The organism is Marinibaculum pumilum (assembly GCF_042646425.1).
Lineage (GTDB): Bacteria > Pseudomonadota > Alphaproteobacteria > Ferrovibrionales > Ferrovibrionaceae > Marinibaculum > Marinibaculum pumilum.
On sequence record NZ_JBHRTR010000017.1, the window covers coordinates 1 to 23,334 of the forward strand.

Genomic DNA, 23,334 nt, shown 5'->3' on the forward strand with positions numbered 1-23,334 from the left:
TCACCTCCAGACAGCCAACAGATGGCACTCCAATGGACATGACCACTAAACCGGACACCAGTGGGTCAAGCCATGGAATGACGGCTCTGCGGGCAGCCAGGTCTCAATCCCGCCTGCCGCCGCCCGCCAGCACCGCCGTATCGGCACCGAGCTCCGGCACCGCCACGGGCTCCGGCGCTTCCTCGCCCTCCGCCCAGCGGAAGGCGGGACCGAAGGCCAGCGGCTCGCCCGCGACGCCGATGCCCGGCGTGGCCGGATAGACCTCGCGCAGATAGTCGCCCAGGTCGCGCACCTTCGCGGCCGGCACGCCGGCTGCGTTCAGCGCCGCTTCCAGGGCGGCGGCGTCGGCGGCGGCAAAGGCCGCGGCCAATGCCGCGCGCAGCCCGTCGGAGGCGAGGTTGCCCAGGAACGCCTCCGCCGGCAGCCCGGCCGGGAGATGCGGCGGGCCCGCCAGTTCCGGCCGGCCGAGCAGCCGGCACAGGGTGGCGAACTGGCCCATGGTGTTGGCAGCGACGGAGAGATGGCCGTCGGCGGTGGCGAAGGTCTCCGCCCCCGGGCTGCCGACGAAGCCGCGATTGCCGACCCGGTCCGGCGCCCGGCCGGTGGCCAGGGTCACCGCCGCCGGACCCGCCATCAGAGCCAGGGCGGAATCCACCATCGAAACGTCCAGGGTGATCGGGCCGTCGTCGCCGCGCAGGCGGCGGATCAGGGCGGCCAGAATCGCCTCCGCCGCGCTGATCCCGGTAGCGATGTCGACCACCGGGAAGCCGACCTTGACCGGCGCCGCATCGGCGCCGCTGCCCTGCAGCGCCATCATGCCGGTGGCCGCCTGGATGACATGGTCGTAGGCGCCGCGGGGCGCGTTGTCGCCTGCCTGGCCCCAGCCGGAGATCGAGCAGTAGACGATGCCGGGCCGGACGGCGCGCACCGCCTCCGCCCCCAGGCCGAGGCGGCGCGCGACGCCGGGCCGGAAGTTCTCGACGAAGACGTCGGCGCTTTCCGCCAGCCGCAGCACCAGGTCGCGTCCCTCCGCCGTGCCCAGATCGGCGGTGACGGACTTTTTGCCGGCATTCAGCGCGCGGAAGGTCGGCGGCAGGTCGCCCTGCTCCGGCAGGCGACCCAGGGCCCGCATCGGGTCGCCGCCGCCCGGGCGCTCCACCTTGATCACCTCCGCGCCCAGGCAGCGCAGGTGATGGGTGGCGAAGGGGCCGGCCAGGACATGGGTCAGGTCCAGCACCCGGAAGCCTTCGAGCGGTCGCATGACGGTACCTCTCAGCTTTCTGAACGGGGGGCGCGTGCCGTCACGCGGCCGGCGGCCGGATGCGGTAGACCCGGCGGGCGGTGCCGGCCAGCAGCGCGGCCTGTGCCGCCGGGCCATAGTCCAGGGCGATCCGCTTGTAGGCGTTCCAGAGCACCGCATAGCCGATCGACACGCTGTCCACCGGCCAGTTGCTCTCGAACATGCAGCGCTCCGGCCCCAGGCAGCGGATCGCGTGGTGGAAATAGGCGCCCCGCTCGGCGACGAAGGTCTCCGAGCCTGGCGGGCGCTGCCGCCGGCCGCCGTCATAGCCGGTCACCACGGAGGCGAGGCCGCCGAGCTTCATGATGATGTTAGGCAGCCGCGCCAGGTCCTCGATGCCGGTGCGCCAGGCGGTGAAGACGGGGTCCGCCTCCGTCGGCGGGCCGGCATAGCCGACCGGCGTACCCAGGTGGTTCACGACGAAGGTGGTGCCGGGGACGGCCTGCGCCAGCGCCACCAGCTGTTCCGCCTGGAAGTGGAACTGGAAGGCGTCGAAGACCAGGCCGCGCTCCCCCAGCCGCGCGACGCCGCGGCGGAAGGCCGGATCGGCATAGAGCCCCCGCGGCGCCGCACCGGCGATCAGGCGCGCCGCCGGATCCTCCAGCCGCGCGCCGGCATGGCGGATGCCGCGCACCAGGCCGCCGCCCGCCGCCGCGTGGGCATCCAGGACCAGGTCCAGGTCCGGATCGCGCAGGTCGGCATGAGCCACCATCGCGGCGATCTGCGGCGCCCCGCCCTGCCGGGCCAGGTCCGCGACGAACGCCGTTTCGCCGACCGGGCGCAGGTTCTCCGGTCCCTCCGTGCGGTAGGCCGTCCCGCATTCGACATAGACGCATTGCACGACCCGATGGCCGCCGCCCGTGTCGCGCCGGAATTCGTCCAGCAGGTAGCGGCTGGTCTGCAGGCTGCGCCCGCTGTCCTGCGGGTCCGGCAGGGTGCGGGCCTGCCAGAGGTGGAAATGCGCGTCCACCAGTTCGGCCTCCGGCGCGACGACCGGTTCGCGGCCCAGCAGCCACCAGTCGGTGCGTGCGCCCATGGCACGCACCCAGTCCGCCCGCTCCTCCGGCGTCATCGCCCGTCCTGCGCCTGCGGTGCCATGCCCTCTCCCGTTCTCCGATGGCCGCTGGCGCCGAGCATAGGGAGCCGTCTGATATCATCGGTAGTTAAATTTCCTTATCTCAGTATCATGCATCTCTAATATCAGGAGATCTCCCGGCCATGGACTTCAGGCAGATCCAGTACTTCGTCGCGGCCTGTGAGGAGGGCTCGCTCAGTGCCGCTGCCGGCCGGCTGAACTGCACCGCCTCCGGGGTCAGCCAGCAGATGAGCGCGCTGGAGGCGCGGCTTGGCACCGGGCTTCTGGAGCGGACCCGGCGCGGCGTCACCCCTACTCCGGCAGGCCGCCGCTTCTACGACCGCTGCTTGGCGATCCTGAAGGCGGTGTCGGAGGCGGAGGTCGAACTTGAGGATTTCGCCGCCGGGCTGAACGGCGCCGTCTCCGCCGGCTTCGCGCCGGGCCTGGCGAAGGCGGTCCTGCCGCAGGCGCTGGCCCGCTATGTGCGCGAATATCCCGGGGTCGATGTCGACATCGCCAGCGGGCCGGCGGATTCCCTGCTGGCGGCGACGGCGGGCGGCGCCCTGCACTTCTATGTCGGCCAGTTCGCGACGCCGCAGATCGGCCTGACGGCGCAGCCGATCGGCCGCTTTCCGGTGGCCCTGGTCTCCGGCGCCCGCCGCGGCCTGATGCCGATGAAGCCGGTGCGGCTGGACGCCATCGGCCCGCTGCGCCTGTCGATGCCGTCCGCCGCCAACAGCCTGCGGCCGAAGATCGAGGAGGCGATCCGCAACGGCGAGATCGCGGTCGAGCGCACGATGGCGAATGCCAGCCTGTCGGCCGGCCTGGAATTCCTGGCCCTGACCGACTGGTCGACCATCCTGCCCTGCTGGATCTGCCTGAAGGAACTCGGCAACGAGCGGGTGACGGTGAACCCGATCGTGGCGCCGGCCCTGTCGGTGGAGGTGGCGCTGATCCATCCCACCCGGCAGCCCTTGTCGCGCCCCGCCCGGCAGCTCTATGCCTGTTTCGAGCAGGAGCTGCGGCGGGCGGCGGAGGAATGGCGCCGCATCATGGCGGATGTCTTAAGCCCAGATTAAATAAAGCATTAGCAGAAATAAGTACGCGTGATACCTCAGCGCTTCTAGAGTCGCGGCGGGCGGCCACCGCCCGCATGACATCGGACCCACCGTTGCAGGGGCAGGTCCGGGGAACGGGAGGACGATCATGAAGCCTACAATGCTGATCCTGGCCGCCGTGGCGGCGCTCGGCCTGACCGGCCTGCTCTCGCCCGCGGCGGCGGAGCCGATCGAGCTGAAGATGCAGTTCGCCTCCCCCGACGGCACGCCGTGGAACGACATGGACCGCCGCTTCGCCGCGGAACTGGAGGCGGTGACCGGCGGCCGCGCCAAGGTCACCTTCTTCCCGCCCGGCTCGGTCACCCCGTTCAAGGACTGGCTGCAGGCCACCGGTTCCGGCCTCTTGGACATCGGCTTCGTCTGGCACCCGATCCTGCCGGGCAAGTTCCTGCCGATGGAGCTGTTCGCCCTGCCCGGCCTGGCGAAGAACCAGACGATCGACAGCATGGTCTACTGGCGCCTGCGCGAGGACTTCCCCGCGATGGGCGAGCTGTTCGGCCCGGCCGACAATGTCGTCGACCTGGCGACCTTCGTCGCCATGGGCGCCCACCTGCACAGCCGCGAACCGGTGCGCACCCTGGAGGATTTCAAGGGCAAGGTCTTCGCCGCCCAGGATTCCGCCGGGGTGAAGGTGCTGGAGCGGCTGGGCGCCAGCGCCAGCGTGATGGTCGGCCCCGACGCCTATCTGGCGCTGCAGCGCGGCGCCATCGACGGCGTGCTCTGCGCCTGGGGCTGGGTGAACAATTTCAAGCTGAACGAGGTCACCACCTACCACACCCTGCTGAACCTGAACCCCGGCAGCTACAGCACGGTGATGAACCGGGACACCTGGAACCGGCTGACCGAACAGGAGCAGCGGCATATCGCCGACCTGCTGCCGGTCTATTTCTTCTACAACACCACCAACAGCGCCGCGGCGGCGATGTCGAAGATCCCGGCGGAGAACCTGTTCGCCCTGTCGGCGGAGGACCGGGCCGCCCTGGTCGCGCAGATGCAGCCGCTGTGGGCGGAATGGGTGCAGAAGGCGGATTCCGCCGGCCTGCCGGGGCAGAAGATCCTGGACGAGGCGCAGCGCCTGCTGACCCTCTACGACCAGAACTGAGGATATGGGTCTGCACTGAATCCGCCGCGGACCCTGGATGCCGCCGCATTTCCCGACACTGTTCCCGAAGCGCATGGCAGCGGCGCCGCATCCTCGATCGTCATCCCGGGCTTGATCCGGGATCCATTCCGCCAGCTCGGTATCCGGGCGGCCGGCGGAATGGATTCTCGGGTCAGGCCCGAGAATGACGTATCTGTGCCTCTATCGGAGATGCCCCAGCTGTGACGAAAAGCGGAAGAGCTTCATGGCAACCGCCTCTCTGACTGGCCGCATGGCGCAGCCGGCCGCCGCCGGCCGGGACCAACGGGCGGTGGCATGACGGCCGACACTGCCCCGGCGCTCCGGGACGGCCCGGCCGCCGCCCTGCTGGAGTCCGCCGCCAGCGCCGTCCGCCGCGTCATCCGCTGGCCGAACCGGCTGTCGCTCTACCTCGGCGGCCTGGCGCTGGTGGCGATTGTCGCCCTGACCGTCGCCGACGTGGCGCTGCGCAACCTGTTCGCCATGGTGGTGCCCGGCGGCATGGAGCTGACCGGCCTGCTGACCATCCTGGTGGCGCTCTCCACCCTGGCCGTGGTGGAGGTGGAGCGCGGCCATATCCGGGTGGACCTGCTGCTGCAGGCATTCGCCGGGCGGGTCCGCGACGCCCTGCATGCCGGCGGCCTGCTGCTTGCCGCTGCGATGATGGCGGTCACCGCGCTGCAGATCTGGCGGCAGGCGCTGTACCTGAAGCAGAACGGCATCGTCACCGGCCTGCTCGGCGTGCCGGAATGGCCCTTCGTGGTGGCCGCATCCCTGTTCGTCCTGCTGTTCGCCCTGGCCCTGTCCGCCAACATGCTGCAGGCCCTCGCCGCGGTGGCACGCCGCCGCGACCCGGCCGGTATCGCGCTCGCCCTGCTCTGTATCGCGGCGGTGGCGGCGATCCTGTGGTTCTGCTTCGACCCGTCGGCATTGCCGTTCGAGCTGTCGCGGCAGATGCGGGGGATCTTCGCGATCGGCCTCTGCTTCGTGCTGATCTTCCTGGGCGTCCATGTCGCGGCGGCGATGGCGGTCACCGCGCTGCTGGGCATCAGCCTGCTGATCGCGCCGGCGGCGAGCCTGACCAGCCTGGGCAGCACCGCCATCGACGTGGTCAGCGACCAGACCTGGAGCGTGGTGCCGCTGTTCGTCTGGATGGGTCTGGTGGTGGTCGCCTCCGGCTTCGCGGGCGAGCTTTACCGCGCCGCCTATCGCTGGATCGGCCATCTGCCCGGTGGCCTCGCGTCGGCCAGCACGGTGGCCTGCGCCGGGCTGTCGTCGATCGTCGGCGACACCCTGTCCGGGGTCTATTCCATGGGCTCCATCGCCCTGCCCCAGATGCGCCGCTACGGCTACGACATGAAGCTGGCCACGGCCTCCATCGCCTGCGCTGCCACCATCGGCGTGATGGTGCCGCCCAGCATCGCCTTCATCGTCTACGGCATGATCACCGAGGTCTCGATCGGCAAGCTGTTCATGGCCGGCATCCTGCCCGGGATCCTGTTCGCGGCGATCCTGGTCGCGCTGATCACCCTGCGCGCCGCGCTGAACCCTGCGCTGGCGCCACGCGGCGAGGTCAGCAGCTGGAAGCAGCGCTTCACAGACAGCGCCGGCGTCTGGCCGATCCTGGTGCTGATGCTGCTGGTGCTGGGCGGCATCTATGCCGGCGCGGTGACCGCGAACGAGGCCGGCGGGCTGGGCGTGTTCGGCGCGCTGGCGATCGCGCTGGCGATGCGACGGCTGCGCTGGCCCGCCTTCCGCCAGTCGCTGGGCCAGACCCTGCGGCTGTCGGCCGGCATCATCGTGATCTTCATGTTCGCCACCGCGTTCAGCCGCTTCATCGCGATCTCCGGCCTGACCGGTCAGCTGGCGCAGCTGGCGATCGGCCTGGACCTGGGCCGCTACGAGCTGATCGGCGCGATCCTGCTGTTCTACGTGGTGATCGGCATGTTCATGAACGCGCTGCCGGCGCTGGTCCTGACCGTGCCGCTGTTCTTCCCGATCGCCATGGGCGCGGGCTTCGACCCGGTCTGGTTCGGCGTGCTGGTGGTGATCATGGTCGAACTGGGCGTGGTCACGCCGCCGATCGGGGTCAATGTCTTCGCGATCTCCACGATGGCGAAGGAGGTGCCGATGCTCGACATTTTCAAGGGCGTCTTCCCGTTCTGGATCGCCTTCGTCGTGCTGATCGGCCTGATCGTCGCCTTCCCGGAGATCGCCCTGTTCCTGCCGTCGCTGATGTAGCCCTGCGGTCAGGCCGGCCGCGCCTCCGCCGGGTCGAGGATCGCGCCCTGGCGGCGCAGCTCGCCACGCACCGCCTGCACGTCCGCAACGCCGCGATCCGCCACTGCGGCAGCGGCGACACCGGCCGCCTGGCCGGTGGCGAAGGCGGTGCCCATCACCCGGATCGCCGCGCCCGCCAGCCGGTCGCCGTCGGCGGTGCGGCCGGCGGCGAACATGTTCGGCGTGTCGCGGCTGGCGAGGCAGCCGAGCGGAATGTCGTAGGCGCCGCGTTCCGGCGGATAGTCGAAGCTGGAGGAGAAGTCGGACCGGTCGTGCCATTCCGCGCCCCAGGCGCCCAGCGCGATGCAGTCGTCAAAGCGGCGCCGCGCCTGCACATCGTCCCAGGTCAGGCGGGTCGCGCAGTCCAGGTGGCGGCTTTCCCGGGTGCCGAACTGCGGTCCGGTGGCGGCCAGCCAGGCCCCCTCGCAGCCCGGGATGCGACGGATCGCGGCCAGATAGGCCTGTGCCTGGCGGCGCCCCGACCGTTCCGCAGCCGACAGGTCGGCACCGTCGCGCGGGTCGTAGTCGGCGCTGGCGACATAGACGCAGAGATCGCCGCTCTGCGGTAGCCGGGTGACGACGGAGCGGTCCTTGGCGAAGGGGCCGATGCCGTCCGCCTTCGCCGCCGCGACGGCCGCCGCCACCTGGTCGGCGGTGACGGCGACTGATTTCGGGATACCGCCGAAGCGGGTGCCGAGCGAGCCCAGGTTGACCGCGCCGGCATTGCCGTAGCGGGTCGCCGCGCCGGCCAGCCAGGCCAGGTTCGCCTCCCCCGTCGCGTCGACGAAGGCGCGGGCGGTCACCTCCGTCCAGCCGCCATGGCCGAACAGGTGCAGGCCCGACACCCTGTCGCCGGTGCGTTCGGCCCGTGCCAGGGTCGCATGCAGCAGGACCTCGACCCCCGCTTCCTCGCAGACCTCGTCCAGCGCCAGCTTCACCGCTTCCGGCTCGAACACGGCGTAGACGCCGCGATGCCGCAGCGGCGGGGTGATCGCGCCGGCCGCGCGCAGCTTCGCCAGCACCTGTTCCGCCACCCCGGCGACGACCTGCAGGGGCGGGTCGCCCAGGGTATAGAGGCCGCAATAGGTGACCACGTTGCGCAGGGTGGAGGCCCCGCCCAGGCAGCCGCCGGCCTCCACCAGCAGGGTGCGAGCGCCGGCCGCTGCCGCACCGACCGCCGCGCCGACCCCGGCACTGCCGCCGCCGGCGACGATCACGTCGTAGGGCTCCGCAGCTACCGCCACCGCAGCACCGCCTTTTCCAGCCGGCCCAGGCCCCAGCTGACCGTCAGGCCGATGACCGAGAGGATCGCGGCGCCGGCGATCAGCTGGTCGGTCGCCATCAGGTTGCCGGCCAGCAGGATATAGGCGCCGACCCCGTATTCGGCGCCGATCATCTCCGCCGCCACCAGAAGGATGATGCCGATCGAGGCGGAGATCCGGAAGCCGGACAGGATCGCCGGCATCGCGCCGGGCAGCACCACCTTGCGGACGATCGACCACCAGGACAGGCCGAAGCTCTGCGCCATGCGGACCAGGTTGCGGTCGACATTGTCGACCCCGCCATAGACCGCGATCACGGTGGGGAAGAAGACGCCGAACAGGATGGTGGCGACCTTGCTTTCCTCGCCGATGCCGAACCAGATCACGAACAGCGGCAGCAGCGCGATCTTCGGGATCGGGAAGATCGCCGCGGTGAACGGCACCACCGCCGCACGGGCGAGAGAGAACAGGCCCGCCGACAGCCCGACCGCCAGGCCCAGCAGGGTGCCGCCGGTCCAGCCCAGGACCAGCCGCTGCAGGGAGGCGGAGAGATGCCGCCACAACTCGCCCGAGCGCGCCAGGTCGGCCAGCGCGGCCAGCGCCTCCGACGGCGCGGGCAGCACCAGCGGGCCGATCCAGCCCAGCCGGCAGCCGGCCTCCCATCCCAGCAGCAGCGCGGCGAAGAAGACCGGGCCGGCGACCAGCACCGGCCGCGGCCGGAAGCCGCCGCCGCGGAACGGCACCTCCCGTTCCGGCGCGGGTTCCGGGCGGGCGGCTGGGCCGGCCTGTTCCGCGATTTCCGTCATGGCTCCCTCCCCGTCTCCGACAGTTCCTGGTCGGCGGCCATCGCCTCCTCCCGCATCAGCTCCCACAGGTGGCGTCGGTGCCGGTCGAGCGCCTGCGGATCCGCCATCCGCGCCTCCAGCGGGGTGTCGATCGCCACGATCTCGCGAATCCGGCCGGGCCGGCGCGACAGCACCACGATGCGGTGGCCCAGCCGCACCGCCTCCTCCAGGTTGTGCGTGACGTAGATCGCGGTGAACCGCTCCCGCAGCCAGAGCGACAGCAGGTCTTCCAGCAGCAGTTCCCGGGTCTGGCTGTCCAGCGCCGACAAAGGCTCGTCCATCAGCAGGCAGGCGGGCCGCACCGCCAGCGCGCGGGCGATCGCCACCCGCTGGCGCATGCCGCCGGACAGCTGCCTGGGCAGGGCGTCGCGGAAGTCGCTCAGCCGGGTGCGGGCCAGCACGTCCTCGACGATTTCCGCCCGCGCCGCCCGGTCCAGGCGATGATCCTCCAGCACCAGGGCGACATTGCCGGCGACGCTGCGCCAGGGCAGCAGGGCGAAGTCCTGGAAGATGTAGGTCAGGGGGTTCAGGCTGTCGGGCGGCGCGTCACCGACCTGCATCACCGCGCCGCCGGTGGGCCGCTCCAGCCCGCCGATCAGGCGCAGCAGGGTGGACTTGCCGCAGCCCGACGGGCCGATGATGCAGACGATCTGCCCGTCGGCGATGGTGACGTCGACATCGTGCAGCACCTCGGTGCCGCCATAGCGGTGCGACAGATGCCTGACATGAAGGTCCATGAACGGGCACGGCCGGGCAGCGGCACCGCCGCCCGGCCGCAATCTCCCTGGTCCGGCCGGCGCTACATGTCGAAGCCGGGGGCGACCATCTTCTCGATGGTCAGGCCCTCGGGCGCCAGGCCCTGCTTCTTCGCCCAGTCCAGCTGCACGGCGACGCTGTCCATGTCCAGCTTGGCGCCGGGCGACAGGTAGACCGCGCCGGCCTTGATCGACGGCGCCGCCTTGTCGCGCGGCCGGTCGGTGTAGACATATTTGTGCAGGATATCGACCACCGCGTCGGTGGCGGCGGGGTCCTTCTCCTGGTCCATCATCGCCGCCTCGTAGTCCGCGATGCCGCGGGTATAGGCGCGCATGAAGCGCTTCACCAGGTCGGGCCGCTGCTCCACGTTCTCGGTGGAGGTGAAGATCGTGGTGACCTGCCAGTCGCCCAGGTCGCGCACCCAGCCGATGATCTTCGCCGCGCCCGCCTTGTCCAGCGGCACCGCGACATGCGGCACCATCGCCATCGCATCGACCTGGCCCGACTTCACCGCGGCGATCATCGAGCCGACCTTCTGCAGCGGCACCAGCTTCATCTCCGACAGGGGCACGCCGTACTTGTCGCTGATCATGCCGGCGACATAGTGGAAGGAGGAGCCCTGCTGGGTCATCGCCCAGGAATGGCCCGCCAGGTCGGCCGGCGATTTCAGCCCCGCCTCATATGCCTGGTTGGAGGCCATGATCGCCATGCCGGGATGGTCGGGATGCTCGGTATAGAGGCCGCCGACCACCTTTACCGCGCCCTTGTCGGCCAGGCTGAAGAAGCCGCCGGTCAGCGCGGTGATGCCGAAGTCGATATCGCCGGAGGCGATCGCCACCGCGATCGGTTGCGCCGCCTGGAAGAATGTCAGCTCCGGCTCGATGCCTTCCTCGGCGAAATAGCCGCGCTCATAGGCGATGAAGGTCGGCGCATGGGAGGTGAAGCGCAGCGCGCCGATGGTCACCTTGTCGGCGGCGGCGGCATCCTGCACCGCCGCTGCAGTCATCGCGGCCAGCGCCACGGCGCCCAGCGCCAGGCAGCGGCCGAGCCGCCGCAGCGGGCGATCCGCCCAAATGGTTTCCCAGCTCATCCTTCTCACCCTCCTCGACGGCAGTTCCATCCCCGGCGCGCCTCTTGGCAGTGGGCGCGGTCCCGCTGGCGTCTTGCAACGCGGGCGCGGAGTGTATAGCCGATGGCGGCCCCCGTCGCGCCCGATGCGGCGCGGCCGGGCACTCCCGGCAGAAGGAGGTCCGCCTTGGCCTGGCTCAGACGCGCGCTCGCCGGCGCGGCAATCGCCATCCTGGTTTTCGCCGCCGTGGTAGCCGGCCTGGTCGCCTTCGGTGGCGGCAGCCCGCCGCCCCGGATGGCGGCGATCAGCGATCCCTTCGCGGATATCGACTATGGCGACCTGCCGGCCAGGCAGGCCCTGGAAGCGGCAGACGGCACCGACCTCGCCTATCGCCGCTACCCCGCCGCCGGCGGTACCGGCGCGCCGGCGGGGGCGGTGCTGGCGCTGCATGGCTCCTCCACCGACGGGCAGAGCCTGCATGTCCTGGCCCGCGACCTGGCCGCCGCCGGCCAGGCTGTCTATGTCCCCGACATCCGCGGCCATGGCGACAGCGGCCCGCGCGGCGACGTGCCCCGCACCGGCATCCTGGAGGAAGACATCGCCGCCTTCCTGGCGCTGATCCGCGACCGCCATCCGGACCTGCCCGTCACCCTGCTCGGCTTCTCCTCCGGCGGCGGGCTGGCACTGCGCTACGCCGGGCGGCCGGACCTGCCTTCCCCCGACCGCCTGCTCCTCCTGGCGCCAATGCTGGGCATCGGCGCCCCCACCTATACCGAGCACAACCCGCATGCCGGCGATGCACGCTGGTCGAACCCCTATGTGCCGCGGATCATCGGCCTGTCGATCCTGAACGGCCTGGGCATCCATGCCTTCGACGATCTGCCGGTGATCGGCTTTGCCGTCGATCCTGCCAACGACCGCGCAACATCCAGCTATTCCCACCGCCTGCTGCAATCGATGAACCCGCAGGACTATCGTGCCCTGTTGCGCGACACGGCGGCGCCGGTGACGGTACTGGCCGGCACGAACGACCAGGTCTTCGCGGCCGATCAGTTCGCGCCGACGGTGCACGCGGTACGGCCGGAGGCGGATGTGCGGCTGGTCGACGGGGTCGACCATGTCGGCATGACCCTGGACCCGGCGGCCCTGGCCGCGGTACGGGCGATGCTGGCGGCGGAGCTGCGGTGAGTCGCAGCGGAACCGCCGGCTTGCAGGCCGAACGGGTTGGAATATATCTTGGTATATACCTTCTGACGGAGGTTTGCCGTGACGCAGGTCGCCAAGCTCTTCATGAACGGCCGCAGCCAGGCCGTGCGCCTGCCCGCCGCCATGCGGTTCGAAGGCTGTGACGAGGTCTATGTGCGGCAGGATCCGGAGACGGGCGACGTGATCCTGTCCCGCCGGCCCGGCAGCTGGGACGACTTCCTCGCAGCCCTGGAGCGGGCAGAGGTCCCACACGATTTCCTCGATCCCGAAGCGCGTCGCAGCGAACGCGACGACCGAGACCCGTTCGAAGGCTGGTCAGAGGACAAGTGACCCGCTTCATGCTCGACACCAACACGGTCAGTCATCTGATCCGCCAGCACCCCCGGGTGACAGGCCGGGTCACGGCGCTGTCGCCGCAGGCGATGTGCATTTCTGCGATCACGGAAGCGGAGCTGCACTTCGGGCTGGCAAGACATGGTGGCGCCCGAATGCTGCGCGACCTTGTCACCGCGTTTCTGCGCACCGTGGAGAGCCTGGTTTGGAACAGCAGTGCAGCGCAGGTCTACGGCAGCCTCCGCGCCCGCCTGCAACGCTCGGGCGAACCACTCGCCTCCCTCGACATGCTGATCGCGGCCCATGCTTCGGCAACGGGATGCGTCCTGGTCACAAACGACAAGGCGTTTCGGCGCGTGCCGGACCTGCAGGTGGAAGACTGGACCCTGCCCGCCTGACCCTTTCAGCGGGTGATCCGCCCGCCGGCCCCCATCGTAGGGAGTGGACGTAGCCGGTGCACCGGACGCGCCGGCATCGACGCAAGGGAGACCGAGATGACCGAGCTGGACACGACGAGCGCACGCCAGGGCACCACCGGCGTGAAACTGCGCTATGTGCTGACGATCTCGACCGTCCTGGCGGCTGTGGCGCTGAGCGCCGTGGCCGTCGTCTGGGCCTGATCCCGCCGCAGGCGCGCTACGCCGCACCCCGCAGGATATTGTCGACCGCCCGCTCCAGCTGGCGCAGGCTGCCGCAGCTTTCCACCCGGGTGCAGTGGGCGGCGTAGCGCAGCATCGCGCTGTCGCCGGTGCCCCACTGGCCGTGGCTTTCCGGGTTCAGCCAGATCACCCGGCGGGCGCGGCGGTGCAGGAGTTCCAGGGTCTCGATCCGCGGATTGACGTTGTTGGTGCGGGCATCGCCCAGGATGATGACGGTCGAGCGGTGGTCGACATCGTCCATGCACAGGCCGGCGAACTGGTCCAGCGCCATGCCGTAGTCCGACGAGCCGAAGCCGAATGTGTTGATCACCTCCGTCACCGCGCGTTCCACGTCGTGGCGCTGGAACTGGTCGGTGACCTCCGCCAGCGGGCCGGTGAAGGCGAAGGCGCGGACCTTCGGCAGCACCTCCCCCAGGCTGTACAGGAACATTAGCAGGAAGCGGGCATAGGCCGAGACGGAGCCGGAAACGTCGCAGAGCGCGAAGATCTCCGGCCGGTCGATCTTCTTCTGCTTCCAGTGCAGGTCCATCAGCACGCCGTCATGGGCGACGTTGCGGCGCAGGGTGCGGCGCAGGTCCAGATGGCCGCGGTCGGTCACCTTGCGCCGGCGCGAATGCAGGGTGATCAGCTTCTTCGCCATCTTGCGGATCAGCTCCGCCATCATGCGGTAGTCGCGCCGGTCGACGGCCGACAGCCGCACCCGGGACATCACGTCCTCGCGGATGGCCCGCGACTCCCCCTCCGCCTTCAGGGCGAGCTGGCGGTCCACCCGCTCCCCCACCCGGCGGAACAGGCGCTGCCGGCCGATGCGCAGCGCCCGGGCCATGCCGCCGCCGACGGCATCGTCGCGCGCCTCCTGCGCGGCGATCTCCGCGTCCAGCCCGTCCAGGCCGATTTCCTCCATGATCTGGCGGGTGAAGCGGCCGGTCTGGGTGAACAGCCGGATCTGGTCCAGGCCGACGGCCTCCGCCGCCTGCTCCACCGCCTGGGTCATGGCGGCGCGGTCATTTTCCATCAGCATGCGGGCCAGCTGGCTCTCGGTGCGCAGTTCGGACGTGCCGCTGCCGCCACCGCCGCCGAAGGGTTGGCCGCCGGTCGGCGCGAAACCATTGTCCGGGCTGTCGTCCTCTTCCTCGTCCTGCTTCCTGTCCCCCCGGCGGGGACGGCCGCCCTCCACCGGCGCCTTGTCCGGGGGCGCGAAGAAGCGGTCGAAGCAGGTCTCGAAGATCGCCTGCTCCTCCTCGCTCTTGGCGAGGACCGCACCCCAGGCATGTTTCAGGGTGGCCGGGTCCTGATAGCCGACCAGGTCCAGGGCGCGATGCGCCTCCAGGGTCTCGGGGATGGAGACCGGCAGGCCGGCGGTGCGCAGCACCTCGATGAAACTGCCGACCGTGCGCTGCATCGTTCCGCTTCCCCTAGGGCCTTACCGACTGCGCCGACAGCGCGTCGTTCTTGTGCGTGACCCGATTGCATTCCCGCATTTCGTCGACGCCACTTTCCCTGCCGCCGTCGTCCTCGGCCCCCGAGCCGAGGACCGCGACGGACAGAGGAGGTTGAGCAGCTTCGCCGCACTGCCACGACCCTCGGCTCGGGGGCCGAGGGCGACGGCAACCGAGTAGGGCGGCAGCGCCCTTTTGGGTCGGGCCCGGGATGACGATCGCGGTCACGATACCGGTCCCACCCTGTCCGGATAGTCCTAGACCGCCTGCTTCGCCGCCCGGGTCAGGGCGTGCAGCTCCGGATCCACCGTCTCCGCATCCTCCTGGAACTTCAGGAGGACGTTGAGGGTGGAGCGGACCAGGTCGGCGTCCAGCTCGGTGGCGTTCAGCAGCACCAGGGTGCGCGCCCAGTCCACCGTCTCGCTGATCGCCGGCAGCTTCTTCAGGTCGGCCTCCCGCAGGGCATGGACGAAGGCGACCAGCTGCTTGCGCAGGCTTTCGGACAGGCCCGGCACCTGCGCCTCGACGATGCGGGATTCGATCTTCGCGTCCGGGAAGGGGATGTAGAGGTGCAGGCAGCGCCGCTTCAGCGCATCGCCCAGTTCGCGCGTGTTGTTGGAGGTCAGGAAGACGATCGGCGGCACGCCGGCCCGGATCGTGCCGATCTCCGGGATGGTGATCTGGTAGGCGGACAGGATTTCCAGCAGATAGGCCTCGAACTCGTAGTCCGACTTGTCGACCTCGTCGATCAGCAGCACCGCGCCGGTCGGTTCCTTCAGCGCCTGCAGCAGCGGCCGGGCCTCCAGGAACTCCTCGGAGAAGAAGACGTCGGCGAAGTCGTGCAGCCGCGCCATGCCGGCCTTCAGGTCCTTCGCGCCGTCCAGGATCTCCGACAGCTTCTCCCGCAGCATCTGGGTATAGAGCAGCTGCTTGCCGTACTTCCATTCGTACAGCGCCTTGGACTCGTCCAGCCCCTCGTAGCATTGCAGCCGCACCAGCGGCAGCTCCAGCAGCCGCGCGGTGGCCAGCGCCAGCTCCGTCTTGCCGACCCCTGGCGGCCCCTCCACCAGCACCGGCTTCTGCAGGTGGTGCGCCAGGTAGACGGTGGTGGCGATGCGGTCGTTGCAGATGTAGCGGTGCTGCTCGAAACCCGACTTCACCGTCGGGATATCGGCCATGCGCGGATCCGCCGCCGCCTGCGGCGGTGTCGTCGGGGACATTCAGCTTTCCTGTGTTTTCTGCACCAGCCCCCGGCCGAGGGCACGGTAGCGCAGCGCATCGATGGAGCGCGCGACGCGGCCCAGTTGAAGCATATCGCGATCGAGCGCGTCTAGCGGCGCGCCGCCGGTCAGCTGCTGGCGCAGGCTGTCGAAGCCGTCATGCAGGTCGTGCGCCACGGCGCGGTAGCCGAACAGGGCGGCATCGTCGCCGCCGGCCTCGACATGGGCCAGCAGGTGCGGCGCCGCCAGCGCCAGAAGCCGCTGCTCGCTCGCCATCCGGCCGAGCGCGCTCGCCGTCTCGTCATCGGCACCGCCTGCATTTCGGAGATGCGCCGCCGCCGCCGCGATGCGCCGGCCCACCGCCTCGGTCAGGGCGGGCGCCATCAGGCTGTCCTCGACGATCCGCACCCGGCGCAGGATCTCCGCATCGCCGGCGCCCTCCGCGCCGACCCGGTAGCGGTCCGGCACCCGGACCTCGCGCAGCTCCAGCCCGCAATGGCCCAGCGCGCCGGGGAAGTCGACGCCGGAATCGGTGGCGCGTGTGACGCCGGGCCAGTCGCGGTTCACCAGGAAGCCGGTGAAGGCCTTCCGCCCGCCTTCCTCCGAACTGACCGCCAGCACCACGTACCAGTCCGCGCGCGGCCCGTTGGAGATATAGGCCTTCGAGCCGGTGATCTGCCAGGCATCGCCGTCCCTCACGGCCCGGGTCGACAGCCGCTTCGGATGCGCGCCGACCCCGGGTTCCGACAGGGCCATGGCGGCGGAGCTTTCGCCGAGGGCGATGGCCGGCAGCAGCTCCGCCTTCGCCTCCTCCCCCGCCAGCCGCTGCAGCAGCTGCCGTGCGGCGGTGGTATGCACCGCCCAGGCCGCGGCGGCCGGAACATTGCCACCCGCGCGCACCAGGGCGCCGGCGGTCCGGGCCAGGTCCTCCGGCCCCAGGCCGGCACCGCCATATTGCGGCGCGATGCCATAGCCGAACAGGCCGGCCGCAGCCATTGCCGTCCAGAGGTCGTCCGGGAAGCCGTCGACATCGGCAAGGTCGGTGCGCGGCGCGATCTTCTCCGCCGCGAAGCGGGCTGCCGCCTGGACAGCTGGTGAGTCGTCCACGCTCATCGGCGGTTGAACACGGGGGTGCGCTTCTCCATGAACGCCTTCGCCGCCTCCTTGTGGTCCTGCGTCTCGCCGCAGCGCATGTGGTGCATCGCCTCCATGTCCAGCGCCTGGGCCAGCGGCAGGGTCAGCGCCGCGTTCAGGTTCTTCTTCATGTAGCCGAGCGCGATGCCCGGCCCGTCCGCCAGCCGGCGCGCCAGCGCCAGGGTCTCGTCGCGCAGGGCGTCCGCGGCCACCACCCGGTTGTAGATGCCCAGGTCCAGCGCCTCCTGCGCCGACAGCTTGTCGGCGGTGAAATACAGCTCCCGCGCCTTCGCGGTGCCGACGATCTGGGTGAGGAAATAGCTGCCGCCGAAATCGCCGGAAAAGCCGACATTGGCGAAGGCGGTCACGAAGCGCGCCTCCTCCGCCGCGATGCGGATGTCGCAGGCCAGGCCCAGCGACATGCCGGCACCGGCGATCGGGCCATTGACCATGGCGATGGTCGGCTTCGGCATTTCCCGCAGCCAGCGCGAGGTCTCCATCGAGCGGCGCAGCCAGGCGGTGCCCTGCTCAAGGGTCCGGTCGGAGCTGTCGGAGGCCATGCCGCCGATATCGCCGCCGGCGCAGAAGCCGCGGCCGGCGCCGGTCAGCACCACGCAGCCGACCTCGTCGTCATGGGCGAGCCGCGGCAGCGCCTCCAGCAGCCCTTCCAGCATGTCGCGCGACAGCGCGTTCAGCCGGTCGGGCCGGTTCATCGTCAGGATCGCAACCCTGCCGTCGCGCATCTCTTCCAGGTCCGCCATCTCCGTGCCTTCCTCCCCTTTTGTCTTCAGCAGCCGAGCTGGTCGGCCAGGTCGTGGAAATCCCGGGCCACCAGGTCGTAGCGGCCCTCCGGCATGTCGTCGAAGCCGTCGCCGTCGCGGCGGCCCCATTCGTGCGGCCGGCAGACATAGGCGGTCTTCAGACCGCATTCCGCCGCCGCCTTCAGGTCGTTCTCGTGGGTGGCGACCATCATGCAGTCGCCCGTCTCCAGCCGCATCCAGGACGCAGCGGTGCGGTAGACCCGCGGATGCGGCTTGTACTGCTGCGCCGGTTCCGAACCTAGGATCAGGTCCCATTCCAGGCCGGCATGACGGGCCATCGCCGCCATCAGCGCGGCATGGCCGTTCGACACGGTGCAGCAGGGAAAGCGGGCGCGCAGCCGGCGCAGGCCGCCAACCGCATCCGGCCAGGGGTCCAGCCGGTGCCAGATATGCACCAGCTCCGCCACCAGGGGCGCGTCCTGCGGCGGCAGGCCCTCCGCCGCCAGCACCCGCAGCAGGTTTTCCCGGTGCAGCACGTCCAGGTCGGCATAGCTGCGTTCGCCCTTCACGATCGGCATGAAGGACGGCGCATATTCGTTCCGCCACGCCTTGGCGAAGGCGAACCAGTCCAGGGTGACGCCGGCCGGTTCCAGCAGCAGCGCCGCTTCCCGTGCGACGGTGCCATGCCAGTCGACAACGGTGCCGAAGACGTCGAAGAACAGTGCCGATGGCGGCATTGCGGCTTTTCCTCCCGGTTCTGCCCGTTCATGGGCCCGGCGGATCGACCGAAGCCCGGGCCGGCTGCAGAATGCCCATTGCGGCGGCCCAGGTACAGGCCGCCGTCTGCCGGTACTGCCGGCCCGCGCAAGGAGGGGATATGCATCGACCGAATCGCCGCACGCCGCATGGATGGCGGCTGTTGCGGCGCCTGGCCCTGGCCGCTCTTGCCACCCTGCCGGCCATCCCATCCGGTGCCGGCGAGATGCCCGCCTACATCGCGGCAGAGGTGGCGGCCCTTGGGCCGGCGATCGAGCCGGTGGCTACGGCGCGGATCTATGCGCCGATCCACGTGATGCAACCGCCACCGCCGGCGAAGGTCGCCCGCGACATCGCCTATGGCGACGATCCGCGGCAGGTGCTGGACCTGTTCGCACCCGAAGGCGGCGGCACGGCGCCGAAGCCGGTGCTGGTCTTCGTGCATGGCGGCGCCTTCGTGCGCGGCAACAAGACGGCACCCGGCAGCCCGTTCTACGACAATGTCATGAACTGGGCGGTGGCGACCAACATGATCGGCGTGAACATTACCTACCGGCTTGCGCCCGACCATCCCTGGCCGGCGGGGGCGGAGGATGTGGCTGCCGCGCTCGCCTGGGTGCGTGACAATGTCGCCGCGCATGGCGGCGATCCGGCGCGGATCTTCCTGATGGGCCATTCCGCCGGCGCGGTCCATGTCGCGTCCTACGCCGCGCAGCCGCAGTTCCATGTCGCGCCGGGCGGCGGGCTTGCGGGCGCGATCCTCGTCTCCGGCGTCTACGACCTGGCCGGGGTCCCGGCCCGGCCGCCGATGAGCCTCTATTTCGGCGACGACCCGGCACGGTTCGCCGAACGCGGCGCCCTCGACGGTCTGGTCGCCGGCGCGGTGCCGGTAATGGTGGTGGATGCGGAATTGGAACCGCCGGTTTTCCACCGGCAGGCCGACAGGCTGGAGCAGGCGCTCTGCGCGGCCGGCCGCTGCCCGGCGCGGCTGCACATGACCGGCCATAACCACATGTCGGAGATCTATGCGATCGGCACCGGGGATACCCTGTTTACAGATGCGATCCGCACATTCGTCGCTGGAAGTCGCCAGAAACCGGGCGGCTGAAAGCCGTCCCCCCTAACCTCCGGTGACGCCCTTCCCACGAGGCCGCCCACCCTTGCGGCCATTCGCACGAGAGGCCGCGGCCTTGGCTGGGCTCCGGGACCGGCCGCCAGCAGAGCCAAGCTGGCTCGCCATCCAACTCTCAGAACCCAGAACCCCCTGCAGCAGGCTTGGGACGTAGACGTCGGCGTCCAGCCGCGGCCAATGGAGGCCGAGACCGGCAGGACTGACCTCGATCTGTGCCAGGTCTTCCACGGTCGCGCCGGCCAGCCCTTCCAGGAGCGATGGCGCGACGCAAATCTCCACGCCGGTCGCCAGGACCACGACAATACGCTTGCGCTCTTCGTCGTAGCAGGCGGAAACGGCGTACCCGGACTCGCGCTGCGCCTGCATGCGCGCCTTCGAGGTCTCGAACTCTGTCTCTTCAAAGCCCATGAATGTTGTCCCATCCGTCGCACAGGACCGCCAGGCGATCTGCAAGGAATGTCCTGACCGGGCCCAGCGACCGGCGGCTGAGTCCATAGGTCTCCCGCAGTTCCGGTGGCCCCTCCGGGCAGTTCAGGAAGAAGACCGCTTCGCCGTCCGCGCCGATCACATGGACATGTGCCGGCCGATGATCGTTCGGATAGATGACAATTCTGAATCCATCGAACCGGTCCAACGTCGGCATCGGAATGCCAACCTAAAACCTAACCGTTTGGGATAGTCCCTGCAAGGGGTACAAGGCCTCAGCAGCGCAGGGTCAGACCGCCGTCGACCACCAGGCCGTGGCCGGTGACGAAGGCGGCATCGTCGGAGGCCAGGAACAGTGCCCCACGGGCGATATCCTCCGGCCGGCCGAGGCGGCGCAGCGCCGCCTTCTTCGCCCAGATTGCGGCGATTTCCTCGTTGGCGAAGCTTTCCGCCGTCATGCCGGTCTGGATCGCGCCGGGCTCGATATAGTTCGCGGTGATGCCGAACTTGCCCAGTTCCAGCGCCAGGGTCCGTGTCAGCCCCGCCACCCCGGCCTTCGACGCGCAATAGGCCGGCAGGCCGTAATCGGTGAAGCGGGCCATGACGGATGCGGTATTGACGATGCGGGGCGCGTCGCTCTTCTGCAGCTCCGGCACCGCGGCCTGGCAGAGCCGGAACACCGCGGTCAGGTTGACCGCGATGGTGGTGTCCCACTGTTCGGCCGTCATCGCGGTGGTCAGCGCGTTGATCCCCACGCCGGCATTGTTGAAGACGATGTCCAGCCTGCCGAACGCCTCGACCGCTGCGGCCACGATCGCGGTGCCGGCATCCGCGTCGCGCACGCTCTTCTCCAGGCAGCGAACGCCGTCGACACCGTCATGCGCCACCGGCAGCCCGCGATCGGGCAGGTCCACCGCCAGCACCTGCGCGCCCTCGGCCGCGAACAGCTGCGCGGAGGCGCGGCCGATCCCCGATGCCGCGCCGGTCACGATCGCCGCACGGCCGGCCAGCCGGCCGGTCTTTCCATTCGTCATCAGATGCTCCCGAAATCGCCGCCGCGGCCCTTGCCGCCGGCGAACCGCGTCGCGCCGGCGCGCGCCTCCTGCCGCAGCGGCACCTCGCCGCGCAGCCCCTCGTTCTCCAGCGCCGCCGCCAGGGGATAGTCCCATTGCGTATAGGCGGAATTCCGGTCGGCGCGCATGCAGACCTGCGGGAAACGCGCGATCTCCGCCGCCAGGGCCTGCGCCGCCGCGCGCGCCTGCCCCACAGGCACCACCCGGTTGGCCAGGCCGAAGGACAGGGCCTCCTCCGCCCCCACCGGGCGGCCGGTCAGGATCATGTCCAGCGCCCGGCTCATGCCGATCAGCCGCGGCAGGCGCACCGTGCCGCCGTCGATCAGCGGCACGCCCCAGCGGCGGCAGAACACCCCGAACTGCGCCGTTTCCGACGCCACCCGCAGGTCGCACCACAGGGCGAGTTCGATGCCGCCGGCGACGGCATAGCCCTCCACCGCGGCGATCACCGGCTTGTCCAGCAGCATGCGGCTGGGGCCCATCGGCCCGCGGCCTGCGGGGTCGCGGCCCTCCTCTCGCTCCTGCCCGGTGCCATGCTCGCTGACATGCTTCAGGTCGTAGCCGGCGCAGAAATTGCCGTCCGCGCCCGTCAGCACTGCCACCGACGCATCCGGGTCGGTGTTGAAGGCGGCGAAGGCCTGCTCCAGCAGGTCCGCCGTCTCCGGGTCGACCGCGTTGCGGCGCTCCGGCCGGTTGATGACGATGGTGGTGACCGGCCCGTCGCGTTCGACAAGGACCTTGGGCCCGGCAGGCGCCGCCGTTGCGCTCTCGCTCATCCGTCCCTCTCCCTCAGATCTGCCGGCCGGCTTCCGCCCAATAGGGCGCGCGCAGCTTGCGCTTGAAGATCTTGCCGGAATCCTCGCGCGGCAGCGCGGCGCGGAACTCCACCACCTTCGGCACCTTGTAGCCGGCGATCCGTTCCCGCAGCCAGGCGCGCACCCCGGCGGCGTCGAGGCCCGCCTCCGGCTGCGGCTGGATATAGGCGCAGAGCGCCTCGCCGAACTCGTCGTCGGGAATCCCGAAGACAGCGCAGTCGGCGACCCCGGGCATGTGGATCAGCACCGCCTCGATCTCCGCCGGATAGATGTTCACCCCGCCGGAGATCACCATGTCCTTCTTGCGGTCGCTGATGAACAGGAAGCCGTCCTCGTCCAGCCAGCCGACATCGCCGCAGGTGATCAGGCCGTCGCGCTCGCATTCGCGCCGCATCTCGTCCTTCTTGTGATAGGTGAAGTCCGGCCAGCGGCCGATCCGGAGGTAGATCTCCCCCACTTCCCCCGCCGGCAGCACCTGGCCGTCATCGCCATAGATGCGGACCTCCGCACCCGGGATCGGCCGGCCCACCGTGCCGGGCTTGCGCAGCGCCTCTTCCGCGGTGTGGAAGATCGCCCCGCCGGTCTCGGTGCCGCCGTAATACTCGTTGATCACCGGGCCCCACCATTCGATCATCTGGCGCTTCGTCTCCGGCGCGCAGGGGGCTGCGGCATGGACGACGAACTTCAGCGAGGAGAGGTCGTATTTCCGGCGCACCTCCTCCGGCAGCTTCAGCAGCCGCACGAACATCGTGGGCACCATGTGCAGGTGGGTGATCCGGTGCTGCTCGATCATCTGCAGCAGCTCTTCCGGATCAAAGCGCGGCTGCAGCACCGTCAGCCCGCCGTCGCGGACATTCATCAGGGCATAGAGGTTGGGTGCGGAATGGTAGACCGGGCCGGTCACCACGGTGCGCCGTTCCTCCCCGGGCCGGACGTCGAAGATCACCGACACCATCTCGTCGATCTTTGCCGCCATTTCCGGCGTCGCCGGCTCGCGGCGAACACCCTTCGGCCGGCCGGTGGTGCCGGAGGTGTAGATGATGTTGGTGCGCATCGCCGGCGGCGGCCGGTCCCAGACCGGCTGCTGCGCCACCCATTCGTCCCAGTCAGTGGCGCCCGCCGGCACGGCACAGGCTTCCGCCGGGATGCCGTAGGCGTCGCGGATCTCCGGCGGCGTCTTCACCACCAGCACATGCACGCCGTCGGGTATGCCCTCGGCGATCTGCGGCAGCAGGTCGGCATGGACGACCAGCACCCTGGCGTCGCAATCGTCGATGATGTAGCCGGCCTCGTCGGCCTTGTAGTGCCAGTTGATCGGCGTCGCATAGGCGCCGATCAGCCCGGCGCCGAAGGCCGCCTCGAAGAAGGCGAAGTCGTTGCGCAGCATCATCGCCACGGTATCGTCCGCGCCCAGCCCCAGCCGGTCGAATCCGCCCGCGGCCCGCGCCGCATTGCCCATCAGGGCCGCCTGGCTGATCGAACGATCGCCGGACACGACCTTCCCTTCCATCGCATTCCTCCCACGCGATCGGCGCCGCCCCTTGCATGGCGGCCG

General features: G+C 70.2%; 24 protein-coding genes. 8 read left to right on the plus strand and 16 right to left on the minus strand.

Going from position 1 to position 23,334, the window contains the following annotated elements; translation table 11 throughout:
* Window positions 1-103: 103 nt before the first annotated feature.
* Both ACFOGJ_RS06265 and ACFOGJ_RS06270 read right to left on the minus strand, forming a co-directional pair.
* Window positions 104-1,261, minus strand: coding sequence for a CaiB/BaiF CoA transferase family protein (locus tag ACFOGJ_RS06265; RefSeq protein ID WP_379898962.1), 1,158 nt, complete (start codon window positions 1,259-1,261; stop codon window positions 104-106).
* Window positions 1,262-1,301: 40 nt separating this feature from the next.
* Window positions 1,302-2,372: an amidohydrolase family protein gene (locus ACFOGJ_RS06270; RefSeq protein WP_379898963.1), complete on the minus strand. Its 1,071-nt coding sequence runs from the start codon at window positions 2,370-2,372 to the stop codon at window positions 1,302-1,304.
* Window positions 2,373-2,518: 146 nt separating this feature from the next.
* Here ACFOGJ_RS06270 and ACFOGJ_RS06275 point away from each other — a divergent pair, with 146 nt between their 5' ends.
* The 3 genes from ACFOGJ_RS06275 (at window position 2,519) to ACFOGJ_RS06285 (ending at window position 6,854) form a co-directional block, all read left to right on the plus strand.
* Entirely contained in the window at window positions 2,519-3,454 is a 936-nt protein-coding gene (locus tag ACFOGJ_RS06275; protein WP_379898964.1) for a LysR family transcriptional regulator, read from the plus strand.
* A gap of 127 nt (window positions 3,455-3,581) precedes the next feature.
* Window positions 3,582-4,595, plus strand: a complete 1,014-nt coding sequence (locus ACFOGJ_RS06280) for a TRAP transporter substrate-binding protein (RefSeq protein WP_379898965.1) — start codon at window positions 3,582-3,584, stop codon at window positions 4,593-4,595.
* Window positions 4,596-4,910: 315 nt separating this feature from the next.
* Entirely contained in the window at window positions 4,911-6,854 is a 1,944-nt protein-coding gene (locus tag ACFOGJ_RS06285) for a TRAP transporter large permease (protein ID WP_379898966.1), read from the plus strand.
* A gap of 8 nt (window positions 6,855-6,862) precedes the next feature.
* Here the strand turns inward: ACFOGJ_RS06285 and ACFOGJ_RS06290 are convergent, their stop codons facing one another.
* The 4 genes from ACFOGJ_RS06290 to ACFOGJ_RS06305 all read right to left on the minus strand — a co-directional run bounded on the left by ACFOGJ_RS06290 (window position 6,863) and on the right by ACFOGJ_RS06305 (window position 10,846).
* Entirely contained in the window at window positions 6,863-8,137 is a 1,275-nt protein-coding gene (locus ACFOGJ_RS06290) for an FAD-dependent oxidoreductase (RefSeq protein ID WP_379898968.1), read from the minus strand.
* Window positions 8,128-8,961: an ABC transporter permease gene (locus ACFOGJ_RS06295; protein WP_379898969.1), complete on the minus strand. Its 834-nt coding sequence runs from the start codon at window positions 8,959-8,961 to the stop codon at window positions 8,128-8,130. The genes ACFOGJ_RS06290 and ACFOGJ_RS06295 overlap by 10 nt, the downstream gene beginning before the upstream one ends.
* The gene (locus ACFOGJ_RS06300; RefSeq protein WP_379898970.1) at window positions 8,958-9,737 is read right to left on the minus strand and encodes an ABC transporter ATP-binding protein; all 780 of its coding nucleotides are present in this window, start codon (window positions 9,735-9,737) and stop codon (window positions 8,958-8,960) included. Before ACFOGJ_RS06300 ends, ACFOGJ_RS06295 begins: the two co-directional genes overlap by 4 nt.
* Window positions 9,738-9,799: 62 nt before the next feature.
* Window positions 9,800-10,846 carry an ABC transporter substrate-binding protein gene (locus ACFOGJ_RS06305; protein WP_379898971.1) on the minus strand — a complete coding sequence of 349 codons (1,047 nt, stop codon included), beginning with the start codon at window positions 10,844-10,846 and terminating at the stop codon, window positions 9,800-9,802.
* A gap of 165 nt (window positions 10,847-11,011) precedes the next feature.
* Between ACFOGJ_RS06305 and ACFOGJ_RS06310 the strand changes: the two genes are divergently transcribed.
* The 4 genes from ACFOGJ_RS06310 to ACFOGJ_RS06325 all read left to right on the plus strand — a co-directional run bounded on the left by ACFOGJ_RS06310 (window position 11,012) and on the right by ACFOGJ_RS06325 (window position 12,984).
* Window positions 11,012-12,013: an alpha/beta hydrolase gene (locus ACFOGJ_RS06310; RefSeq protein ID WP_379898972.1), complete on the plus strand. Its 1,002-nt coding sequence runs from the start codon at window positions 11,012-11,014 to the stop codon at window positions 12,011-12,013.
* 78 nt (window positions 12,014-12,091) lie between these two features.
* Window positions 12,092-12,361, plus strand: coding sequence for an antitoxin (locus tag ACFOGJ_RS06315; RefSeq protein WP_379898973.1), 270 nt, complete (start codon window positions 12,092-12,094; stop codon window positions 12,359-12,361).
* Between the two features lie 8 nt (window positions 12,362-12,369).
* Window positions 12,370-12,762, plus strand: a complete 393-nt coding sequence (locus ACFOGJ_RS06320; RefSeq protein ID WP_379898974.1) for a type II toxin-antitoxin system VapC family toxin — start codon at window positions 12,370-12,372, stop codon at window positions 12,760-12,762.
* A 96-nt stretch (window positions 12,763-12,858) separates the two neighbouring features.
* Window positions 12,859-12,984 carry a hypothetical protein gene (locus tag ACFOGJ_RS06325; RefSeq protein ID WP_379898975.1) on the plus strand — a complete coding sequence of 42 codons (126 nt, stop codon included), beginning with the start codon at window positions 12,859-12,861 and terminating at the stop codon, window positions 12,982-12,984.
* Between the two features lie 16 nt (window positions 12,985-13,000).
* On the opposite strand, the gene ACFOGJ_RS06330 is transcribed toward ACFOGJ_RS06325, so the two are convergent.
* The 5 genes from ACFOGJ_RS06330 to ACFOGJ_RS06350 all read right to left on the minus strand — a co-directional run bounded on the left by ACFOGJ_RS06330 (window position 13,001) and on the right by ACFOGJ_RS06350 (window position 18,314).
* A complete protein-coding gene (locus ACFOGJ_RS06330; protein WP_379898976.1) occupies window positions 13,001-14,425 on the minus strand; it encodes a VWA domain-containing protein in 1,425 nt (474 codons plus the stop codon).
* Between the two features lie 294 nt (window positions 14,426-14,719).
* A complete protein-coding gene (locus ACFOGJ_RS06335; protein ID WP_379898977.1) occupies window positions 14,720-15,682 on the minus strand; it encodes an AAA family ATPase in 963 nt (320 codons plus the stop codon).
* Window positions 15,683-16,795: an acyl-CoA dehydrogenase family protein gene (locus ACFOGJ_RS06340; protein WP_379898978.1), complete on the minus strand. Its 1,113-nt coding sequence runs from the start codon at window positions 16,793-16,795 to the stop codon at window positions 15,683-15,685. It lies immediately after the preceding gene.
* Complete coding sequence (locus ACFOGJ_RS06345) at window positions 16,792-17,577, minus strand: enoyl-CoA hydratase (RefSeq protein ID WP_379898979.1); 786 nt, start codon at window positions 17,575-17,577, stop codon at window positions 16,792-16,794. Before ACFOGJ_RS06345 ends, ACFOGJ_RS06340 begins: the two co-directional genes overlap by 4 nt.
* Before the next feature lie 26 nt (window positions 17,578-17,603).
* Entirely contained in the window at window positions 17,604-18,314 is a 711-nt protein-coding gene (locus tag ACFOGJ_RS06350) for a haloacid dehalogenase type II (protein WP_379898981.1), read from the minus strand.
* A 140-nt stretch (window positions 18,315-18,454) separates the two neighbouring features.
* On the opposite strand from ACFOGJ_RS06350, the gene ACFOGJ_RS06355 reads away from it, so the two are divergent.
* The gene (locus tag ACFOGJ_RS06355) at window positions 18,455-19,441 is read left to right on the plus strand and encodes an alpha/beta hydrolase (RefSeq protein WP_379898982.1); all 987 of its coding nucleotides are present in this window, start codon (window positions 18,455-18,457) and stop codon (window positions 19,439-19,441) included.
* A 12-nt stretch (window positions 19,442-19,453) separates the two neighbouring features.
* Here ACFOGJ_RS06355 and ACFOGJ_RS06360 read toward each other — a convergent pair whose 3' ends face one another.
* Genes ACFOGJ_RS06360 through ACFOGJ_RS06380 form a run of 5 tightly spaced genes read right to left on the minus strand, consistent with a single transcriptional unit; the run spans window position 19,454 to window position 23,289 of the window.
* Complete coding sequence (locus tag ACFOGJ_RS06360) at window positions 19,454-19,873, minus strand: DUF2442 domain-containing protein (protein ID WP_379898983.1); 420 nt, start codon at window positions 19,871-19,873, stop codon at window positions 19,454-19,456.
* Window positions 19,863-20,108, minus strand: coding sequence for a DUF4160 domain-containing protein (locus ACFOGJ_RS06365; protein ID WP_379898984.1), 246 nt, complete (start codon window positions 20,106-20,108; stop codon window positions 19,863-19,865). Before ACFOGJ_RS06365 ends, ACFOGJ_RS06360 begins: the two co-directional genes overlap by 11 nt.
* Before the next feature lie 58 nt (window positions 20,109-20,166).
* On the minus strand, window positions 20,167-20,925 hold the full coding sequence (locus tag ACFOGJ_RS06370) for an SDR family NAD(P)-dependent oxidoreductase (RefSeq protein ID WP_379898986.1): 759 nt from the start codon (window positions 20,923-20,925) through the stop codon (window positions 20,167-20,169).
* On the minus strand, window positions 20,925-21,740 hold the full coding sequence (locus ACFOGJ_RS06375) for a crotonase/enoyl-CoA hydratase family protein (protein ID WP_379898987.1): 816 nt from the start codon (window positions 21,738-21,740) through the stop codon (window positions 20,925-20,927). The genes ACFOGJ_RS06370 and ACFOGJ_RS06375 overlap by 1 nt, the downstream gene beginning before the upstream one ends.
* A 13-nt stretch (window positions 21,741-21,753) precedes the next feature.
* Entirely contained in the window at window positions 21,754-23,289 is a 1,536-nt protein-coding gene (locus tag ACFOGJ_RS06380) for an acyl-CoA synthetase (RefSeq protein ID WP_379898988.1), read from the minus strand.
* Between the last annotated feature and the right edge of the window lie 45 nt (window positions 23,290-23,334).

Bases quoted from the DNA above. Each gene is read 5' to 3' on its own strand.
- ACFOGJ_RS06265 (WP_379898962.1), bottom strand. From the start codon at position 1,261: ATGCGACCGCTCGAAGGCTTCCGGGTGCTGGACCTGACCCATGTCCTG.
- ACFOGJ_RS06270 (WP_379898963.1), bottom strand. From the start codon at position 2,372: ATGACGCCGGAGGAGCGGGCGGACTGGGTGCGTGCCATGGGCGCACGC.
- ACFOGJ_RS06275 (WP_379898964.1), top strand. From the start codon at position 2,519: ATGGACTTCAGGCAGATCCAGTACTTCGTCGCGGCCTGTGAGGAGGGC.
- ACFOGJ_RS06280 (WP_379898965.1), top strand. From the start codon at position 3,582: ATGAAGCCTACAATGCTGATCCTGGCCGCCGTGGCGGCGCTCGGCCTG.
- ACFOGJ_RS06285 (WP_379898966.1), top strand. From the start codon at position 4,911: ATGACGGCCGACACTGCCCCGGCGCTCCGGGACGGCCCGGCCGCCGCC.
- ACFOGJ_RS06295 (WP_379898969.1), bottom strand. From the start codon at position 8,961: ATGACGGAAATCGCGGAACAGGCCGGCCCAGCCGCCCGCCCGGAACCC.
- ACFOGJ_RS06300 (WP_379898970.1), bottom strand. From the start codon at position 9,737: ATGGACCTTCATGTCAGGCATCTGTCGCACCGCTATGGCGGCACCGAG.
- ACFOGJ_RS06305 (WP_379898971.1), bottom strand. From the start codon at position 10,846: ATGAGCTGGGAAACCATTTGGGCGGATCGCCCGCTGCGGCGGCTCGGC.
- ACFOGJ_RS06320 (WP_379898974.1), top strand. From the start codon at position 12,370: ATGCTCGACACCAACACGGTCAGTCATCTGATCCGCCAGCACCCCCGG.
- ACFOGJ_RS06325 (WP_379898975.1), top strand. From the start codon at position 12,859: ATGACCGAGCTGGACACGACGAGCGCACGCCAGGGCACCACCGGCGTG.
- ACFOGJ_RS06330 (WP_379898976.1), bottom strand. From the start codon at position 14,425: ATGCAGCGCACGGTCGGCAGTTTCATCGAGGTGCTGCGCACCGCCGGC.
- ACFOGJ_RS06335 (WP_379898977.1), bottom strand. From the start codon at position 15,682: ATGTCCCCGACGACACCGCCGCAGGCGGCGGCGGATCCGCGCATGGCC.
- ACFOGJ_RS06340 (WP_379898978.1), bottom strand. From the start codon at position 16,795: ATGAGCGTGGACGACTCACCAGCTGTCCAGGCGGCAGCCCGCTTCGCG.
- ACFOGJ_RS06345 (WP_379898979.1), bottom strand. From the start codon at position 17,577: ATGGCGGACCTGGAAGAGATGCGCGACGGCAGGGTTGCGATCCTGACG.
- ACFOGJ_RS06350 (WP_379898981.1), bottom strand. From the start codon at position 18,314: ATGCCGCCATCGGCACTGTTCTTCGACGTCTTCGGCACCGTTGTCGAC.
- ACFOGJ_RS06355 (WP_379898982.1), top strand. From the start codon at position 18,455: ATGCATCGACCGAATCGCCGCACGCCGCATGGATGGCGGCTGTTGCGG.
- ACFOGJ_RS06360 (WP_379898983.1), bottom strand. From the start codon at position 19,873: ATGGGCTTTGAAGAGACAGAGTTCGAGACCTCGAAGGCGCGCATGCAG.
- ACFOGJ_RS06365 (WP_379898984.1), bottom strand. From the start codon at position 20,108: ATGCCGACGTTGGACCGGTTCGATGGATTCAGAATTGTCATCTATCCG.
- ACFOGJ_RS06370 (WP_379898986.1), bottom strand. From the start codon at position 20,925: ATGACGAATGGAAAGACCGGCCGGCTGGCCGGCCGTGCGGCGATCGTG.
- ACFOGJ_RS06375 (WP_379898987.1), bottom strand. From the start codon at position 21,740: ATGAGCGAGAGCGCAACGGCGGCGCCTGCCGGGCCCAAGGTCCTTGTC.
- ACFOGJ_RS06380 (WP_379898988.1), bottom strand. From the start codon at position 23,289: ATGGAAGGGAAGGTCGTGTCCGGCGATCGTTCGATCAGCCAGGCGGCC.